General features: G+C 58.8%; 15 protein-coding genes. 4 read left to right on the top strand and 11 right to left on the bottom strand.

Going from position 1 to position 18,687, the window contains the following annotated elements; all coding sequences use genetic code 11:
* Nucleotides 1-192 precede the first annotated feature (192 nt).
* The 4 genes from QM806_RS35665 to QM806_RS35655 all read left to right on the top strand — a co-directional run bounded on the left by QM806_RS35665 (nt 193) and on the right by QM806_RS35655 (nt 4,916).
* On the top strand, nt 193-2,052 hold the full coding sequence (locus QM806_RS35665; protein ID WP_283294518.1) for a DUF4012 domain-containing protein: 1,860 nt from the start codon (nt 193-195) through the stop codon (nt 2,050-2,052).
* Between the two features lie 6 nt (nt 2,053-2,058).
* Nucleotides 2,059-2,484: a fluoride efflux transporter FluC gene (locus QM806_RS41940; RefSeq protein WP_502943944.1), complete on the top strand. Its 426-nt coding sequence runs from the start codon at nt 2,059-2,061 to the stop codon at nt 2,482-2,484.
* 338 nt (nt 2,485-2,822) lie between these two features.
* Complete coding sequence (locus QM806_RS35660) at nt 2,823-4,394, top strand: IS1634 family transposase (protein WP_283294531.1); 1,572 nt, start codon at nt 2,823-2,825, stop codon at nt 4,392-4,394.
* A gap of 213 nt (nt 4,395-4,607) precedes the next feature.
* Nucleotides 4,608-4,916: a hypothetical protein gene (locus QM806_RS35655; RefSeq protein WP_283294517.1), complete on the top strand. Its 309-nt coding sequence runs from the start codon at nt 4,608-4,610 to the stop codon at nt 4,914-4,916.
* Between the two features lie 108 nt (nt 4,917-5,024).
* On the opposite strand, the gene QM806_RS35650 is transcribed toward QM806_RS35655, so the two are convergent.
* The 11 genes from QM806_RS35650 to manA form a co-directional block, all read right to left on the bottom strand.
* Nucleotides 5,025-5,582, bottom strand: a complete 558-nt coding sequence (locus QM806_RS35650; RefSeq protein ID WP_283294515.1) for a YdcF family protein — start codon at nt 5,580-5,582, stop codon at nt 5,025-5,027.
* Between the two features lie 78 nt (nt 5,583-5,660).
* Complete coding sequence (locus tag QM806_RS35645; RefSeq protein ID WP_283294513.1) at nt 5,661-6,536, bottom strand: nitroreductase family protein; 876 nt, start codon at nt 6,534-6,536, stop codon at nt 5,661-5,663.
* A 142-nt stretch (nt 6,537-6,678) separates the two neighbouring features.
* Complete coding sequence (locus QM806_RS35640) at nt 6,679-8,181, bottom strand: lipopolysaccharide biosynthesis protein (RefSeq protein WP_283294511.1); 1,503 nt, start codon at nt 8,179-8,181, stop codon at nt 6,679-6,681.
* The gene (locus tag QM806_RS35635; protein ID WP_283294509.1) at nt 8,171-9,337 is read right to left on the bottom strand and encodes a polysaccharide pyruvyl transferase family protein; all 1,167 of its coding nucleotides are present in this window, start codon (nt 9,335-9,337) and stop codon (nt 8,171-8,173) included. Before QM806_RS35635 ends, QM806_RS35640 begins: the two co-directional genes overlap by 11 nt.
* A complete protein-coding gene (locus QM806_RS35630; protein ID WP_283294507.1) occupies nt 9,334-10,596 on the bottom strand; it encodes a hypothetical protein in 1,263 nt (420 codons plus the stop codon). The genes QM806_RS35635 and QM806_RS35630 overlap by 4 nt, the downstream gene beginning before the upstream one ends.
* On the bottom strand, nt 10,581-11,702 hold the full coding sequence (locus QM806_RS35625) for a polysaccharide pyruvyl transferase family protein (RefSeq protein WP_283294505.1): 1,122 nt from the start codon (nt 11,700-11,702) through the stop codon (nt 10,581-10,583). The genes QM806_RS35630 and QM806_RS35625 overlap by 16 nt, the downstream gene beginning before the upstream one ends.
* 91 nt (nt 11,703-11,793) lie before the next feature.
* Nucleotides 11,794-12,948 (bottom strand): glycosyltransferase family 4 protein, encoded by a 1,155-nt coding sequence (locus tag QM806_RS35620; RefSeq protein WP_283294504.1) that lies wholly within the window; start codon nt 12,946-12,948, stop codon nt 11,794-11,796.
* A 184-nt stretch (nt 12,949-13,132) separates the two neighbouring features.
* Nucleotides 13,133-14,098: a WecB/TagA/CpsF family glycosyltransferase gene (locus tag QM806_RS35615; protein WP_283294502.1), complete on the bottom strand. Its 966-nt coding sequence runs from the start codon at nt 14,096-14,098 to the stop codon at nt 13,133-13,135.
* A gap of 222 nt (nt 14,099-14,320) precedes the next feature.
* Nucleotides 14,321-15,844, bottom strand: coding sequence for a sugar transferase (locus tag QM806_RS35610; RefSeq protein WP_283294500.1), 1,524 nt, complete (start codon nt 15,842-15,844; stop codon nt 14,321-14,323).
* A 396-nt stretch (nt 15,845-16,240) separates the two neighbouring features.
* Nucleotides 16,241-17,143, bottom strand: coding sequence for a UTP--glucose-1-phosphate uridylyltransferase (locus QM806_RS35605; RefSeq protein ID WP_283294498.1), 903 nt, complete (start codon nt 17,141-17,143; stop codon nt 16,241-16,243).
* Nucleotides 17,144-17,282: 139 nt separating this feature from the next.
* Nucleotides 17,283-18,527 carry a mannose-6-phosphate isomerase, class I gene (gene manA / locus QM806_RS35600; protein ID WP_283294496.1) on the bottom strand — a complete coding sequence of 415 codons (1,245 nt, stop codon included), beginning with the start codon at nt 18,525-18,527 and terminating at the stop codon, nt 17,283-17,285.
* Nucleotides 18,528-18,687 lie beyond the last annotated feature (160 nt).

Below are 18,687 nucleotides of genomic sequence, written 5' to 3'. Positions count from 1 at the left end.
TGCACGCCGCTTCGTTACTGTGAATTGGCCCACCCTCGATCTGGATGGGCCTGAACCTTGCTGACTCCCCGGTTCGCGAAATTCGCTACTCAGACAATAATGAGCAAGCGCGTTGCTCACCACGCGGGGGTCAAACCTGCGACGCACGTCACAGTATCCTCTACGCAACCACGATGACAGGAGCCACGATCCGTGAACGATCATTCCCGCGGTGACGCCGAGAACCCCGGCGCTTCGGGCACTTCCGCGGGCGAGCCCTCGGTTCGTCGCATCCGCAAGCGAACGAATGTCCGCAGCAAGTCCTACAAGCGCAAGCGTTCCCTGATCACGGGCGGTTTTGTGGCCTCGCTGGTGGTAGTGGCACTGGGTCTGTGGCTCGGCTATTCAGCCAGGGAAGCACGCGCGAATCTATTCGAGGCGCGCAACCACGCACAGCTGGCGAAAGACGCGTTACTGGACGGTAATACAGAAGACGCGGAGCGGTCATCGACCGACGCCGACAAGTATGCGAACAAGGCCTACGACTACACCCACAATGTCCCGTGGAGTGTCGCTTCCGCCATTCCGTGGCTGGGCAGCCCGCTCGAGACTTCACAGCAGATTTCCGAAGTCGTGCGCGGCCTGACGTCGGAGGTACTCGCACCGGCCGTGGCAGCCGGAACCTCTCTGGCGCCAAACCAACTCATCGCCTCGGGCGGCAAGGTGAATTTGCAGCCCCTGCAGGACGCTGCACCAGTGCTGGATCAGACTGCCGTCGCTGCCCAACGGTGGAACGATCAGGCACAGGCTATCGACGAACCGACATACCTGGCGTCGGTTTCCGATGCGCGTACGCAACTACAGGACCAGCTTTCGGAGCTGTCGAAGCTGTTGGGAAATACCGCAATTGCTGCGAAGCTGGCACCCACGATGTTGGGCGCAGACGGTCCGCGCAACTACTTCATGGCCTTCCAAACCAATGCGGAAGCGCGGGGTACAGGCGGACTACTGGGCGGCTACGGTGTCATTCGCGCGAATGACGGTGTCGCACGCGTAGACACCTTGGGTCGCAACTCCGATCTACCGATGAACAGTCAGCCGATCGATCTGGGTCCGGAGTTCGCGGCGCAGTATGGCCGAAGCCGGCCAACCACCGACTTCCGTAACAGTAACTTGAGTTCACACTTTCCTTATGCGGCGCAGATCTGGAAGTCACTGTGGGCGCAGGAATCCGGCGAGCAGGTCGACGGAGTAATTGCCACCGACCCGATCGCCCTCAGCTATGTGTTGGACGCGATCGGTCCGGTCAAGATGCCGGACGGCGAAGTCATCAATGCCGACAACGTTGTGGAGCTGACCGAGTCGACTGCCTATGTCCGCTTCGCCGACGATAACGCCGCCCGCAAGCAGTATCTGCAAACCGTGGCGGCCCGGGTGATCGACAAGATGACCGGAGAGATCAAGTCGCCACAGAAACTGCTCGACGCGCTGGGCCGCGCAGCTGGCGAACGCCGAATTGCGGTGTGGAGCTCACACCCCGAGGAGCAGGAAGTCCTGGCCGGCACACCGCTCGGACACGTCGTGCCTGATGACGCAGCACCGTTTGCGGGTGTGCTGATCAACAACCAGGCCGGAAATAAGCTCGACTATTACCTGACTCGCGAGATCGACTACACGGCGGAGAGCTGCACGGAGGACACTCGGCGTTCCACGGTGACCGTCAAACTGACGAATAACATTCCGGACGGCGATTTCCCCGAATACGTGTCGGGGACGCACATCAACACGCTGGGCGTGCCAAAGGGAACCAACGTGTCAGCGGTATCCCTCGTTGCCACGCAGGGCGCTCAACTGCGGAATGTGACCATCGACGGCAAGCCGACGATGTTCCTCACCGGCCGGGAACTGGGCCATCCGATGTTCGATGTGCTGGTTCCGGTGCCACGAGGACGGACGACGGAGATCAAGTACCAGTTGACCGAGCCCTCCACGCCCGGCGAGGCGCGGGTTCCCATGCAGCCGCTGGTGGATCATCCGACGGTGACGGTGAACGTGCCGAACTGCGGCGCCTGATTCGGAATGCTCTCCGGCTCCTCTCGCACCGCCGCCACCGCCCTGGCTGTGGCAGCGGGTGGTGCCGGGGGTGCCGCACTTCGGTACCAGCTGTGGCGGTGGTGGCCAGACGATATCGCGGAGTTCCCACTCACCACGTTCGCCATAAACGTGATGGGCTGCTTCATGTTCGGGGTGTGCGCCGGGCCGCTTTCGGACGCCGAGCGTCGTTCGGCAACGATTGTGCGCGCCCTAGTGATGCTCGGATTGTTGAGCGGCTTCACGAGCGTCAGTATCTTTGCCGTGCAGGGTGCGACCCTTATGTCTCCCCGGCAGGGTGCGTTGTACCTGGTGGTAACACCACTCGTGGCCGTCAGTGCAGCGTGGGTGGGCAGGGCGTCAGCATCCGCGCTGGCGAGGAATACCGCTCGTGCTGGGAGGCATGCGCGGTGAACGTGTCGACGTCAATCAACTATTTATGGTGTGCCGCGGCGGGAGCGCTGCTGCACTATTTCGCGGTGATTGTGGTGGGTCCACGGCTGGGTGTGCGACGCACAGTGGTTGCGTTGACGATGTGCGCGTACGCATTGTTGGGAATCGTGGTGGCGTCGGGTCGCGACGAGGATCGTTACGCGCTGATCGGCATCGGGTTCCTTGGAGCTGTGGCCCCGTTTACCGCCCCTGAGTTGCACCAGGTTGGCCGATTTCCTGGACAGGTCCGGCATTTGTGCTGGTGGCAGCGGTGCAGGTTCGCGAAATGGCACACTAATCAGTCGGTAGACTCCACGCCCGTGGCCGCCTACATCCGCAAAGTCCGCACCGCGTCGGGAGCAACCGCGGTGCAGATCGCAGCCAAGCAAGGCCGCCGAGACAAGGTACTCGAGCACCTCGGATCAGCCCACACCGACAGCGAACTCGCCGCCCTGCTCGAGACGGCCCGCGAGAAACTACTCGCCGGCCAACAGCAACTCGACCTCGACCTCGGCACGAACACTGGCGGCAGCGCGACGATCAACGGTAAACGGTCTCGCTGGCTGATCGAGGTCATCGAGACTGCGTGGCGACACCTCGGATTCGATGTGGTCGACAACGAGGCATTCTTCCAACTGGTAGCCGCCCGTATCGTCGAGGCAACCTCCGTCGCCGACGCCGGCAGAGTGCTCGGCGAGATCGGTATCGCCCCCGCACATCGCAACACCTTCGTGCGGACCCTGCGCCGCTGCACCGCACACGGCTACCGCGACGACATCGCACGACGCTGCTTCGAACACGCCGCCGAGGCGAGTGATCTGAACCTGTTGCTCTACGACGTCACGACCTTGTACTTCGAGGCCGAGAAGGAAGATGAGCTGCGTAAGGTCGGGTACTCGAAAGAGCGTCGCGTCGACCCGCAGATCGTGGTCGGACTCCTGGTCGACCGCAACGGATTCCCCTTGGAAATAGGATGTTTCGAAGGAAACCACGCCGAGACACGCACCATTGTCCCGATCGTGCGTCAGTTCCAGGAGCGTCACAACATCGAGGACGTCGAGATGGTCATCGCCGCCGATGCCGGGATGCTGTCGGCATCGAATCTGAAGGACCTCGACGCCGCCGGACTGAAGTTCATCGTCGGGTCACGGGTGATGAAGGCACCGGCGGATCTGGCCAGCCATTTCCACTGGAACGGGGACGTGTTCACAGACGGGCAGGTCATCGATACGGTGACGCCGCGTCACGCGAAGAGCGTGGTCAACGACATCACGCGCCGCAGCGAGCCGGTGTGGGACCCCGCCGACACGTCGGCGTGGCGGGCGATCTGGGCGTACTCGAAGAAGCGTGCCGTGCGCGATAACCAGACGCTCAATGCCCAGGAGGCTCGGGCCAGGGAGGTCATCGACGGTACTCGTGCTGCTCGATCGCCGCGGTTCGTCAAGACCACCGCGAAGGGTAAGAGTCTCGATGCCGAGGGCATCGCCAGGGCGCGTTCCCTCGTTGGACTGAAGGGCTACGTCACCAACCTTCCTGTGTCACTGATGAATCCGTATGAGGTGATGGAGAAGTATCATGACCTGTGGCAGGTCGAGCAGTCGTTCCGAATGTCGAAGACCGACCTGCGGGCGAGGCCGATCTTCAGTCACACCCGGGATTCGATCGAGGCGCACCTGACGATCGTGTTCGCTGCGTTGGCGATATCGCGTTATCTGCAGGCCGAGACCGGAATGTCGATCCGCAGAATCGTGCGTAGCCTGCGTCCGTTGCAGGAAATCACCGTCACGATTGCTGGCCACGCGCACACCGCCCTCGATCCGCTCACCGACGACGCGGCGAGCATCCTCGATTCCCTCGAAATCCCGAATCCTCGGTCAGGGTTGGCACACTAAACTGGTGCAACTCAGGCTAGTGATGCTCGGATTGTTGAGCGGCTTCACGAGCGTCAGTATCTTTGCCGTGCAGGGTGCGACCCTTATGTCTCCCCGGCAGGGTGCGTTGTACCTGGTGGTAACACCACTCGTGGCCGTCAGTGCAGCGTGGGTGGGCAGGGCGTCAGCATCCGCGCTGGCGAGGAATACCGCTCGTGCTGGGAGGCATGCGCGGTGAACGTGTCGACGTCAATCAACTATTTATGGTGTGCCGCGGCGGGAGCGCTGCTGCACTATTTCGCGGTGATTGTGGTGGGTCCACGGCTGGGTGTGCGACGCACAGTGGTTGCGTTGACGATGTGCGCGTACGCATTGTTGGGAATCGTGGTGGCGTCGGGTCGCGACGAGGATCGTTACGCGCTGATCGGCATCGGGTTCCTTGGAGCTGTGGCCCCGTTTACCGCCCTGGCCTCGCAGGCTCTCGGACAGGACACCAGCAGGCGGTCGCGCCGTCGTACGGTATCGCTTGCGGCTGGACGGTAGTAGCTGGCGTGTCGATGGCGATTGTGGGCTACATCTTGGCCGACGTGGGGAGCATTGCGTTCGAGAAGATTCCGACGCGCTTGCAGTAGCTGCAAAACAGAGGGCCCGTCAGCACCGACCCTGCAAAAGAGCTTTGACGAACCCCACCGTCTGGTAGAGATACGTATATTCCCATTCTGCCAGGCTGAAATTGTAATCACGAGGAACGGGCCGCATGACGATGTCGCCATCGAAGCACTGAGAGAAGATGTAACGCGCTCGCGGTAAGTGGTACCTCCAGCTGACTACCAGTATGCTGTTCCAGCCGTGTAGCTCCGCGAGCTCCCGGGTGAAAAGCGCCTCACCGCGCGTCGTTCCTGGCACTGGGGGTATACAGGTGACGGTGAAGCGTGGATCCTTGGTCGCACAAAACTTGGCCATCCTCGTGTCGCGTCTCGAATACGGATTAGAAAGCACAACGTTTCTCGAAACCCCTTGCCGTGCCAGCTCGATACCGTATTGCTCGCGACCATCGTGCCCGCCGCCAAGTACGACAATCGCGTCTACGGGCTTCACTTTGTCCACCCGCGACTTGGTGTAGACGAAGAATCCCGCGCCCCCCATAATCGCGATGAGCACGACGAGAGCACTCATCGCACTGACTACCAACTTCGCTGCACGCCGCATCTCACCCTCCTCGCAGCCCGAGCAACACCGTCCCAGCGTTCTGTGTGGCCCGTCGTGGCGCGACGCTATTTCGACTACCTAATCATTTGAGTGAACGAGAGCAGGACCTTGTGTATCAATCCTCAGAACCTCCGGAACTGTACGCCTGACACTCGCTGGAACGACGTCACTGGACTCCAAATGTCCAAACGAGATTCCTACAGCAATTCGCTCAAAATCAGATATCCCCAGACCTTGGCTCAACATCCGTTCCTCAGCAACGGTATTGCCAAACTGAAGAAGGCACGCACCGACACCCTTCCAATGAAGCGCATACACGAGGGTCATGGCAAACAACCCAGCATTGAAATAGCCCTGGTTTCGTTCGCCATAGAACTCAAGACTGCGCGAGTCATACGTGACAACCCCAATCCTGCAGCTGTCGAAATCCACGCCACCCGTGCCATGCAGAGTGTCGTACAGCAGGCGCTTACGGACAGGATCATCGATCACATGAAGTCGCATCATTTGCCGATTGCACGCCGAAGGCGATAGCAACGCGAGCGAGACGGCCATGTCCACCACATCGTCACTGACGGGCTCCGCGGAGTAGCGTCTGGTCGAATGACGAGTAGCGACGAACTCCGCAAACGGGAGACCGACCCACTCTTGAGGATCTCGCCCGGAAATAGACCGGATACCCGCCGCAAAACCTTCGCCGCCGTAGCCGTCGCCGCGAGCATCTCTAAGGAACCACTCGACCAACTCGTACGAAGTCGCATCCCGATCATCCCTATCAGCGTGAAAACCCAACCAAGCGTGAAGCACCGACACGCCCATCCCGTAGGCGGTAGAGTCTCGGGTTTCCGCGCTGGACACTTCCAACATGCGGACAAGCGAAGTCGCCTTGCTCGCACCAAACGAGCGAGGCGACCGATGCGCCATTCCCTTCTCTAACGAATGGACTCGCAGCATGATTCGATACTGTTCATGGCTAGACGCGGAGCCACCATCCAAGAGGTGGCTAGACATGAACCTAGCGTCCAAAAAGTACTCACGATGTATCTTTACTCGCTTCACAACCCGGCGAAGTGGGTCCACCGCTTTCAGTTTCTCTTTAACGCCCATGGCTCAATACTCTCCTTGCAGCTCGGAACAGATTTGGATCACAAACAAACAGGTAGGAAGCCAGAGCTATCCCAACCGCGGACTTAGCGACAAGCAACCACCAGAATCCAAGCCCCCACCACGCAGCATGATCGCCGATCATGACCAACACCACGACGGTTACCCCGCCGGCTTGCAGTCGCATAACACTTCCCCAGGGTATCGGAGGACGATCAACGCGCGCAGACAGCCTCACCGCCATTGCACTCATGACTAACCGCTGCATTAGCTGCGCAAGAGCTACTCCCGTAAGCCCCAGGGAGAATGCGCCCGCAACAGCGAGAGGAATTGAGAAAACACTCGCGGTGCCTGATATAACCATTACTAAGTTCGTTCCCCTCTCGTTGTACAGAAGGGCTGATAACGATGGATAATATACCGACTTCACCATCATGCTTAACGCAAGTATAGGAACAATATTTGCCGCCTCATGAAAGCTTTCCGGTGTCATTACGACTAACAACTCGGAAGCAAAAAGGGCCACAGCCGATGACACCACGACAGACGCCCCGACGAACGCCGCAATGACATCCCGGACATTGTCTTGCCAACCGACCGCCTGTTGCTCTACTTGCGTGAAATACCAGGGAAGAAAAGCTCGATGCAACGCGGTCTGCACCGCATCGATAAAATTCACCGCGTACATCGCAATGTTAAATAGTCCCGCCGCAGCGACACTCACGAGGTTGGAGATGATCACGCGACTTGCAAGCGAGGTTGCTTGCAGCGTAAGGGTGTGTGGAAGCATTGGAAGTGAATACGAAAGAATACGACGAACGTCGTCCGCGCAGAATCTGATCCACAACATTCCAAGTCTGCTCGCACGCAACGTCCCGAGCAAAGCAAAGAAGGCGTTCACTGCAACAAGAGAAACCGCCACACCAAGTAGGCCGAGATTGAGCGGACCCAACAGAGCAACGGTGAGCAGGGCGTTTGAGAGAAATAAAGCCAGCGAGAACGTTCCGTAGGCGCGGGCCATGGATCGCGCCTGCAACAACGAAAGGTAGATTGCTGTCAGTGGCTGGAAGAGGATCGACACCAGCGCAATGAGCACGACCGGATAGAAATCGAAATCCGGAAACGCGATTGGCGAATACAGCGGCCCAGTGGCAGCCAGCAGTGCCGTCACACCCATAGATGCTGCGACCACGACAAAATATGCCGCGGTATAGTATCTGCCCTGACTGTCCCCTAGTTTCCAGTCCCTGGTATCAGTCACATCGTCCGATATTTCCGGGTGACAGTACCGCGCAACTGCGAACTCTAACCCCAGAGTCGCTACCGCTCCACCAAGCAGCAGTAAGGTGATTATGAGATTGAAGTACCCGTACTCCTCAGGTGTCAAAAGGCGTGTGTAGACAGGCAGAAGAATGAGTGACGACAGCTTCTGAAGAATAGAGGCCGCCACGTATATTACGGAATGCCTTGTAACTGCACTGGAATCAACGGACACCGGCGAGTCCCTCGCTAATTGCGTCGTGCACGCGTGCCAGTACTGCAAGACCGTGTTCGCGCTCGCGCTGAATTGCTCCGTCCGCCACCCAAACAGGCGGTTCTGTCAGCATATTATCCACCAGGTCATGCACGGCAGAATTGCCTGCAACCCGACCGTTGGCAGACAGATTGACATAGCGGCCATTCAGGCCCAGCTTCATCAACATGTTGCAAATCTTGCTCTCATACTTCGAATACACCGGCTCACTGTCAAAGCTAACGAAGGGCGCCCTGCTCAAGACGCTCATGCAAGTCCCATGAAAGAAATCAGTGACCACACAATCGTATGCCCCGAATGCCCGAACGAAGGAGGCAGGATCCAAGGACAAGAATCGGGTCCCCGGGTAGCGTATGAACACAGAGTCAATATCCGCGGAATTATGGAAACGGGATACCAGACCTTCGCCCACGGCCCGGTCTCGAACCATCATCAAAATGCGCTTGCGCCCTGAATCAGCGGACGGTTGATGCAACCCAACAAACTCGGGCAAGCCGTGGATTATCGTGGGGTCCACAATTTGCTCGATCGAGCTAGCCCCTTCGAGGAGGCTCTCCACAAAAGCGAACGTGTTCGAGTCCCGCACCGAAATAAATCGATACGACTGTAGCGAGCGCCGAAGTATATCCAAGCTCTCGCTCGATAACTTCGAAATATCGAGCCGATTGGCGGATGTTGCAAAACTAACGCGAATCCGCCCAAGGGTCTCGGGCGCATAATAGATACTCTTATCTCCGACAAAAGCGAGATTCCAAATCTCATCCGATCCGGTAACAAAGCCGTCGAACCGGGAGTTCAGATAGTCCAGCGCAGACCGCCTGTTGCTGATATTCACCCAATTCTTGCCATCTGAAGTATCTGTGTACGGAGCAATAAATTTCCGCATATCCGCAAAGTTGCGGTATCGAGTTAGTCCTGTGCTGGCGTTTCGCGGGTTCGCAAGGGAAATAAGGCGGCGACGCCTGACGGACTGAACATCCGTGGGGACAAGAGAGAAGTGCTTCCGTCGGGAGCCTCGATTCAATAGTTGGTAGGTCGCATATGCCTGCAGGACCGTCCCGTAGTTCTCCGACTGAGTTAGGGTGAGGATCCCCACCTTCGATGCATCGCGGTTCACTTGGTTTCCCTCTGCGTGCTTTGGATGCGAACTTCCTGCTCCGGCAATGCAATGCCCCTTCCGCTAAATTCGTCTCGTGACGATTGAAACCGCTCCAACAACGCAATCGCTATGAAGAGCACGATCCAAAAGCTCATGTGAGTTATCAAGCGCGATGTGATCAAAACAAAGAAGGCATACATCATGAGTATGAAAGCCGGGCGGCTAGTGCGAGAAGCGTACGAGAGAGCGGCTACGTAAACTACGACTCCTATGAGCCCAACCTCCATGTACACACGCAACGTGTCATTATGTAGCAGACCGTTCCAAGTGGTTCCCCCGACTCGAAATGCTGTATCACTCAAGCAGATATTGAGAGAACCGAATGCATGCGACGACTCCGCACAGTTCGTGGCCAGTTGATAGATGGACAAGCGCCCGCTCGTGAATTCGTTGAGATCGACACCGAAGTTGTTCTCAAAGAACTCGGAAGACGTCTGTGAATACGCAGCCATTACGGCGAACGGACTTACTGCGCCGACAACGAATAGCGCCAAAACCGACGTACTTTTCGGTGGAGGCGAGTATCGAATTTTCCGACGAAATATGATCAACAATGGCGATAGAAGGAAAGAGGCACGCTTGAGGGCCAGCATGGTGAAGGCCAACGCCAGTCCGGCACGAATCGCCTTCTGCCGAACGACGAAGTACAAGCCAACTACCAGGAGGTCGTGGGCAAACGACGATTCGAAGGGAGATTGCGAATCAACCCAACTGATTGACTGTATTGCTTCAATAGAGAATTTGTCCGAGATTAGAAAAAAGAATATGTATCGCGCCAGCAGGACCGTCATGTAGACGTCGGCGAGACGTAGTGTAACTGTATTCGCGATGCACAGTGCGGACAACACTGGTATCACAATATAGATGATCGCCCCGAAGCTGGTGTAACTGAAGTCGCCGGCGGCATTGATTTCCTGCACGATCGAGAGGAAGACCAATACTGCCGCTGCGCCAAACAATGCACACGCTGATTTACCGAATGCCAATGGAGCCCTAGGTTGGGCTACTAGAACAAGCCAAGCAACGCGTGCGGCCGCAAATATGATAAATGCCGCCATGGATGTGTAGTACAAGGTTCCGGGCATCAAGTCCGACATGTACAGGGAATACGAGAACGCAAATCCCGTAAACAGGAGAAGCTGGATAATGTCGATTGGTAGGATTCGATTGGCGTCCTCGCGCGAGGGGGCATCGGCTCCGCTCACCGTGTCTCGCATGACGCATCATCCTCGCCGAGCAACGCCCGAAGGTAACGCCACGAGTCGTCCGCATAAGAGCGGAGTAAGTTTGTGACTGCTACAGCGTCATAGTCCGGATTCTCGACCGGCGCTTGATCGGGGGCCGAAGCTAGATGATCCAGTCCGACCGATGTAAGAAGGTCCGTATTACGTGTGGAGTTCTCCTGCGGCAAAAGGGCGTAGAGCGGCTTCCCAAATACCAGCGAGAACGCCGTGCCGTGGAATGAATCGGTAACAACGATATCAGCGTCACGAAACAGACTCACAAATCGCCGTGGCTCGACTAGATAGTCCGACGCCCGGTGAGCCAGGTACATTTTCGCATCCGGCGTAATGCGGCGAATCGGCAGTTTGTGACGGTCTGAGATGACTTTGAGTCGGCGATTGAAATCCGGTGTGTTGTGAAGCTGATAGACCAGAATGTACCTGCCCGCCGTAGCTGGTTGCGCGTCTGCGAAGCTGTTCCAGAACGCGTTGTCATGGAGTAGCACAGGATCGACGTCGACACGGGACGGGATTCCGATCGAAGCCAGAGCAGTCTGGGCCGAGGACTCTCGCACCGATACTTCCCTGAATTCTCGCAACCAGGAATGTACCCTTCCCTTGTCTTCCAGAGAGGGCGATCCTGATCCGAAGCTGGCGGCATAGCTGAACTTATTCTCGTTCCGCTGGTTTGCGAGGAAGTACACCGGGTCTAGGTCTCCGTGGATGGAGTTCCAGATCTGGTCGCTCCCCGTTAGCGCGATGTCCAGCCCATCGATGATCTCCGCGACGCCCAGATCATCTGCACACATTCGGGTTAGAGGGAGGTGCCGATGCTGGAACTTTCGAAATCTAGTACTCATGTTCGCCATGTTTGGCGTCTGTATAGCGAGATACGCGGCCCGTTTGGTCACCGAGGTTCGCATTCTCGACTCTCGAAGACGGGATGTCGCCAGCCTGAATGGCCGATCGGTAAGGGGGAAGTAATCTATAATGCTTGCTCTCGCACCCGCCGAGGTCAGGGCGTTTACAAGCGCGTGGCCCTGCAGCAGCGACCCATAGTTCGGATAGACGTGGCGAGTTAAGATCCCGACTGTCTTCACTGCCCCTCCTTAGACTTGCACTTGCTACAATTATCTATTGCTTGAATTTCTTTTGAAGAAAATCGGCAGGCCATGCCTGATGTCGACGGCCTCACGGGCGGGTTCGCCCAATTGCATCGCGATAGGCGGAGTTCAACTGTTCAGAAACAACGGGCGCAGAAAACTTGCGTCGAGTCCAGTCGACAAGCGCATCTGGGTTGAAATTCGTCGCCGTTGCGATGTCGAGCATTGCGTCAGCAAGGGAGGCGACGATGTCACGTTCAGGTATCCCAGAGGTATCGATCAGGCGGATGCCTGGAGCACCGTCGAATTCGCTCCACTCACCGACCTTCGTGTAAACCGTCGGAGTGCCTTGCGCGTGAGACTCGATTAGAACCATCGGGAGGACTTCGGCGCGACTGGGGAGCACTACAGCTGTGGCCGTCGACATTTCGCCAAGAAGTTCATCGCGGCTCAGGTTTCCTAAATATTCGACGTTGCGTTGTGATGTCACCTTGTATCCGTTGGCTACCGGGCCGGCGACGCGCAACTTCGCATCCGGATACTGATCGAGAATCGTATCCCACGTTTTCGCGAGGCGATCATGGCCCTTCCGATGCCCTACCTCGCCTGCGAATAGAAACACAGGTCCCGAGTGGTGTTGCTGGGCTTGGATTCCGGCCGAGCGGAAAGTCATTTCATCCACAGGATTTGCCACTACACGTACCGGCGTTTTGGGCGAAATACCTGCGACGATCTGCGCCTGTTTCTCACCAAGGCACAGGATAATGGTGGCTGCACCGAAGACCCACCGTGTGAGTTGTGGATACCTCTCGACATGCTGAGCCAGATTCGCTCCATGAAGAGTCGCTACCGCGGGTCGGCGCAGCGCTCGAGCGACTAGTAATAGCCCCCCCTCACGGAGGAAGCTGCCGTACTCACTGAGGTGAACATGGGCAATACTCCAGTGCCGGGTCGTGGCACACATTATCACCGCTGTCCGCCACGCTCGTGGAAACGACGCTAGGTACCCTTCTGGCGTCCAAGATGGGTGGGTGCGTTGCTGAAATTCCTTAGGATTGAATTTCAGAGTTTCCTCTATGACCGAAGCGATCCCGCCAGAACTGCCCGGTGCAGGACCAATTTGGAGTACAGCTGGCAGTAGAGGCTTGGAGACGCGCTTGCGGGTCGAGCGTGGTTTTCTCAGTTGGCCAAAACGTCCCATGTCAGTCCCTCTAGGTGTCATTTCGAGCTTGATGCGCGACACACTCGACAATCCGAGATGGGGCACGCATGGTTGGACGGGCGTCGAGAACTACGGGTACAGTAGTTGTGTGCAACCTGAAAAGTGTTATGCGCTCGGGATTCCCGCTCGCGGAGCCTGAAAGTTGCGACGATTTCTGGCTCTACCATGATCATCGGCTCGTTGTTGTACGAATTTGTGGTGTAGTTCATGCGGCGCGCCGGCTGTTCTCTGCGAGAGTAGGTACCAAAGCTCGCGCATCCCGCACGTATCTTGGAAAGAGCCGGCGGGGCTCGGTCATGATTCGGTGAATCCACTCCAGTTTGGCGCGCTGCATCCAATTTGGCGACCGGCGGTATCTTCCGGAGCTAAAATTAATCGCCATCCCAAGGCACAAGATGTGGCCTGAACCATTCTGTGTAAGCAACTCATGTGCGAAGAGCTCCTGCTTTGGAGCCCCCAAGCCGAGTACTACGATTCCACCTTCGCCCTTCTTTGCGACTCGCGTAACCAGATCTCGTCGCGGATCCACGTTCTCGACCTCGGGCTTCGGCGCGGGCTCAACCATGACGTCCCACTGGTTTCGTTGCGCCCGCTCTGCGAGGGAGGACAGCACGTCGGGATCCGCACCCCCCACAAGTACCAACCGCCTCCCCCCACCGTGGACTGCGAGTATGCGCTCCAAAAGGTCAGATCCGGTGACCCGACCGACTTTGGATTTTGACACGCGAGACAGCATCCAAGCGACCGGCCACCCGTCGGGAATGATGAGCTTTGCCGCCTGGTAGACCTCGAGCAGTGACGTGTCCTGCCGAAGCAGATGGATGTGGTGAAGATTCGGCGTAATGACTACGTGCCATGAGTCTGGGGCGGTACCGACAATCTCATTGGTGATCTCGTCGAGTGTGCGCACGTCGAAAGGCACTTCGGCACCTCGAATGCGCAGGCGGACTGATTCGGGTGCATACTGCAGCATCCTTGTCCTTTCGGGGATTCTATTCAGGGCAGAATAGCGCATATCCAAACTTTTAAAATCTGGGCGCGCTTCGTTCTCATTGTTTAGGCTGGTATAAATTTTCGATTCGGGAAATCCGCGCACCATAGCGCGCACGACCTTTTCAGGACGGACACGTTGCGTAAAATAGCCATGGCAAATCGCAACTTTGGTACTCACATTCAAACTTCCTCAAGTGCAGGAATACAGTACCGGCTACGTGTGCTCATGATCGATTGCTCGGGACGCCGATATCCTGTCGCGCACGGGCTGTTTCCATGAGTGAGGATGCACCGATCAGTCTCAAACCAAGGCGACACTCGCCATTCCCGCGACTTTTGATCGGCGACAGAGGCCCAGTTTTGAGACGCCCTGAGGCTTGAGGGTACGAGTATCGTCTCACTAGTACGCTCCGTCACCGGCAATCACCGTCCTGATCGTCTTCCCGATGATCAGCACGTCGCCCATCATCGACCAGTTTTCTACATACGAGAGATCAAGCCGCACAGTCTCGTCCCAGGACAGATCCGAGCGTCCGCTTACCTGCCATAGGCCTGTAATCCCAGGCTTGACCAACAGCCGGCGCCGAACGGTCCCGTCGTAGGCCTCCACCTCCCGGCGCAGCGGCGGGCGCGGGCCAACCACACTCATCTCTCGGCGCAGGACATTCACAAACTGTGGCAACTCATCGAGGCTGTACTTGCGGAGGAACTTCCCCACCTTGGTAACTCGAGGATCGTCGCGCATTTTGAACAGCACGCCGGCGCCCTCGTTCGATTTCATCAACGACGCCACCTGCTTGTCCGCGTCGACGATCATGCTGCGGAACTTGAGCATCGGGAACGGCCTCCCGTCCAAGCCCATTCGCTCCGATTTGTAGAACACCGGGCCCTTGCTCGTCAGCTTGATCGCAAGAGCAGCCGTCATCATCACAGGGCTGATGAGAATGAGCGCAAGGGCCGCGAACACGTAGTCGAAGGAGAGCTTCGAGAACTTCTGAGCGCCGTGGTACTGCGGCTTCTCCACGTGGATCAGGGGCAGGCCCGCGACCGGCCGCATCGACAGGCGCGGACCGGACACGTCCATCATGCCCGGCGCGACCACCAGATCCACATGGTGTGGCTCAAGGTCCCACGCAAGGGAACGCATACCCTCGTGCCCGAGGTGCTCTGTAGCGGTCACTGCAACGGTGTCAGCGCGGCAGAAACCCAACGCACGAACCACGTCACCCTCGTCACCAAACACGGGGATATCGCGCTCTCCGACAACGATCTTGTCGTTGTGTGCGCCAGTGTGCCCTGGTATGCACATGCCGACCACCTTGTAACCGTCGGCCGTGCCGCGCTCGAACGATTCGGCCAAACTCCGCACCGAGCGCTCGCCACCTACCACGAGCACCGACGTCTGGAACTCGCCGCGGGAACGTTTCCGGGCGATCACCCGACGCCACGCCCAACGGCTGAAAATTAGACCGGCCAGCCCGACCGGAAAGGCAATCGCGAGATAGAGGCGAGCGAGGTCGAGGCGGAACAGGAGCGACACGATGGCGATGAGGCCAAACAGTCTGACAGTGGAGACGAAGATTCGCCGGTATTCGTCCGGGCCGCTCCCGATCACCCGGACCGTGCGGGTCCGGAAGATGACGAGCGTGGCGAGCCATGACACTGCGAGTAGAGCAGACACTAGCGCATAGCTGAGTGTTTGAGGGAACGCCGAGGTGTGCAGGACGCCGCTGTCGCCGAACCGAACCCACTGCGCGAGGGCTACAGCGGCAATCACGACCACAGTGTCCGAGACCCACAACCGCCGGATGTACGAGGCCTGCCAGGCACGCCTGCCGCCGAGTCGGCCGTCGAGACCCGATGCGGGCGCGCTGCCCCCATCCGGGGTTGCCGAGTCGAGCGAAACACCGAACGACGTCACCATCTGAGCCTTCCAACTAGGACCAAAGAGTCGGCGAGCGTCACTGTCTCGCGACCTGCGTGGCGGTAGAGGAAGTCCGCCCCCCGGAGTTTTGCTGCCAGCTAATAATCGCACCAGTGGCCGTCTCGTTACACTTGAGACGGCCCGGAGTGATGCGACTCACACCACCGATTTTTCCTCAGAGAGAGGGACTTTCGACCCTGGTCAACCAGAGGATCTGCGCTTAGAGTGACGCGCTCGGGGGCCAGTCCGAAGGCTGACCTCAGACCCGACTGCTGGCACGGATTCCGATCTTCGAGTATTTTCCGCACTCCGTACTGGACAGTAACAACGCGGTAACGTTGCTCTGACCATGGGCAGGTGCGCCGAAACGCCAAGACGAACGAACGGAACATCGCTCTAGCCCTTGACCCTCTGCTCCAGCCACGTCCGCAAGTCCACCCCATATTCCGGACGACTGAGCGCCAGGTCAACCGACGCGCGAAGGAACCCACCGGGATTGCCGAGGTCGTGCCGAGGACCCCGATGAACCACGACGTGTACGGGATGCCCCTCCGCGATCAGCAGTGCGATCGCATCCGTCAGTTGCAACTCGCCGCCCGCTCCCGGCCGAATTCGTCGGAGCGCATCGAAGATCGCCCGGTCCAAGAGGTAACGGCCCGCAGCCGCGAGAGTCGACGGTGCGTCTTGGAGGCTCGGCTTCTCCACCATGCCTTTCACCCGCAGTACGTTCGGATTCACGGCATCGGGGACCGTCTCGACGTCGAAGACTCCATATGCGCTCACCTCATCCTTGGGGACGTCGATGGCACACAGCACCGTTCCGCCACGCTTGGCTCGCACGCGCGACATGACATCGAGCACGCCGTTCGGCAGAACCAAGTCATCCGGCAGCAGAACCGCGATCGCATCCTCGTCGTCCCCCAACACCAGTTCAGCGCAACCGACCGCATGGCCGAGCCCCAGCGGTTGATGCTGGACTACCGACTCCACAGCGAGGAGGCCCGGTGCCCTGCGCACCTTATCCAGCAGACTGTGTTTACCCCTGGCCGCAAGGTTGTTTTCCAACACCAGGTCTTCGACGAAGTGCGCCACCACGCCGTCCTTGCCAGGCGCTGTCACGATGATCAGCCGCTCCGCTCCCGATGCGGCTGCCTCGCCGGCCACCAACTCGATCCCGGGCGTATCCACCACAGGAAGTAGCTCTTTGGGGACCGTCTTGGTCGCCGGCAGAAATCGCGTACCCATTCCCGCGGCCGGCACCACAGCCGTCCGAAAAGCAGTCGAATCCAATTCCCCCATCGTTATGCCTTTCTCGAATTGCTTAATTGAGCTGCAGTGTCACGACCCCCGCGTGTGAACCGACCGTCACACTGGTCAGTTGTCCAGGTCTACTGAATGCACATAAGCGCAGATCCCTTGGTGGTGAGGAGAGTCCGCATCATCCGGAGCCGATGGTGGCGACGAAGACCTGGGCGCGCTGCTGTGCCGGTGCCAGGGTCACCGCCGGGTTCGATGCAGGCAACCACGCCGACTGCCCCGCACTCAGCTCGAGCGAGTCGCAGTGGGACGAGAGGACGGTCGATCCTGCCGTGCAGAGAACGATCCGTGGGTTCCCGGCGGCGAGAGTCGCTGTGGATGACGCGGCACCACTCCGGCTCGTGTCGAGTTGCAGCCGGGTGAGCTCGAATTCTCTCTCCGGCGCCTCGTACACGCGCGTGTTGTCACGGCCATCACCGTCCGCACGCACCACCGGCATGGACCCCGGCCGAAAATCAAGGACTTTCAGCAACTCGGGCACATCAACGTGCTTGGGTGTCAAACCACCCCGAAGCACATTGTCCGAGCTGGCCATGATCTCGGCGGCCACGCCTCGCAGGTATGCGTGCAGATTTCCGGCCGCGAGAAACAGGCCCTCCCCCGGTTCGAGCGTGATCCGATTGAGCAGCAGCGAGATCAGCACACCGGGGTCGTTCGGATACCTGCTCCCCAGGTCGAGCGCGGTCTGCGCCTCGGCCGCGAACTCACCCACCGCTCCGTTGGGCTCCGCCGATAGATAACGTCGGCAGGCCTCGACCACAGCACCGATCAGCGGCGCCGAGTGTTCGTCGCCCGTGATCCACTGCGTGAACAGCGCGCGCACACCAGAAGAGTCGGCCTGAGCTGCCAATTGCTCCGCACACCGGTCCAACTCCGCAACACCCAGCGCTCGCAGCAACGCGACGGTTCGCCGCACGTCGCGGAAACCCGCGAGCGCCTCGAATCTCGTCAGCGCAACCACAAGTTCCGGTTTGTGGTTGTCGTCCTTGTAGTTGCGGGCAGGCGAGTCCAGCGGGACACCGTTTGCGTTTTCGCGTTCGAATCCTTCACGTGCCTGCATCGAGTTAGGGTGCGCCTGCAACGACAGCGGTTCCTCCGCGGCGAGCACCTTGAGTAGAAACGGAAGGCGACCTCGGAAGCGTTCCGCGTTGGCCTCCCCCAGTTGCCCGTGCGGGTCGGCCGAAATCACGTCGAGGAGTGAGACGCCGGAGGCCGCGTCGTCCACGCGAGCCGGGTCTGCTGGATGCGCACCCAGCCAGAGTTCGGCTTCGGGCCGATCGGACGGCGAGGGTCGACCCGTGAGCTCCGCCAGCACAGTGTGGGAGCCCCAGTCATACGACCGGATTGTTCCATGGAGGCGATTCATCGATCAGACACTCGTCGAGAATCTAGCTGTGACCCGCTGAAACATTGATGTGCACTGAAGCGCACAGTGTTCGACGGCAAGGTCCGTCGCCAGTTTCTCGATGCCCTAGTGGTGTGTCTCTGATTTAGCTGATCTTTTCGAGTGCGACGCGGCCGCGGGC

Origin of the sequence: Rhodococcus sp. IEGM 1351 (genome assembly GCF_030056875.1) — a bacterium.
Classification (GTDB): Bacteria; Actinomycetota; Actinomycetes; order Mycobacteriales; family Mycobacteriaceae; genus Rhodococcus_F; species Rhodococcus_F opacus.
This window is presented reverse-complemented; position numbering and strand designations above follow the sequence as displayed.

What these genes read in the sequence shown, in the direction of transcription:
- QM806_RS41940 (WP_502943944.1), top strand. Translation starts at nt 2,059, where the DNA reads ATGCTCTCCGGCTCCTCTCGCACCGCCGCCACCGCCCTGGCTGTGGCA.
- QM806_RS35650 (WP_283294515.1), bottom strand. Translation starts at nt 5,582, where the DNA reads ATGCGGCGTGCAGCGAAGTTGGTAGTCAGTGCGATGAGTGCTCTCGTC.
- QM806_RS35645 (WP_283294513.1), bottom strand. Translation starts at nt 6,536, where the DNA reads ATGCTGCGAGTCCATTCGTTAGAGAAGGGAATGGCGCATCGGTCGCCT.
- QM806_RS35630 (WP_283294507.1), bottom strand. Translation starts at nt 10,596, where the DNA reads ATGCGAGACACGGTGAGCGGAGCCGATGCCCCCTCGCGCGAGGACGCC.
- QM806_RS35610 (WP_283294500.1), bottom strand. Translation starts at nt 15,844, where the DNA reads ATGGTGACGTCGTTCGGTGTTTCGCTCGACTCGGCAACCCCGGATGGG.
- QM806_RS35605 (WP_283294498.1), bottom strand. Translation starts at nt 17,143, where the DNA reads ATGGGGGAATTGGATTCGACTGCTTTTCGGACGGCTGTGGTGCCGGCC.
- manA (WP_283294496.1), bottom strand. Translation starts at nt 18,527, where the DNA reads ATGAATCGCCTCCATGGAACAATCCGGTCGTATGACTGGGGCTCCCAC.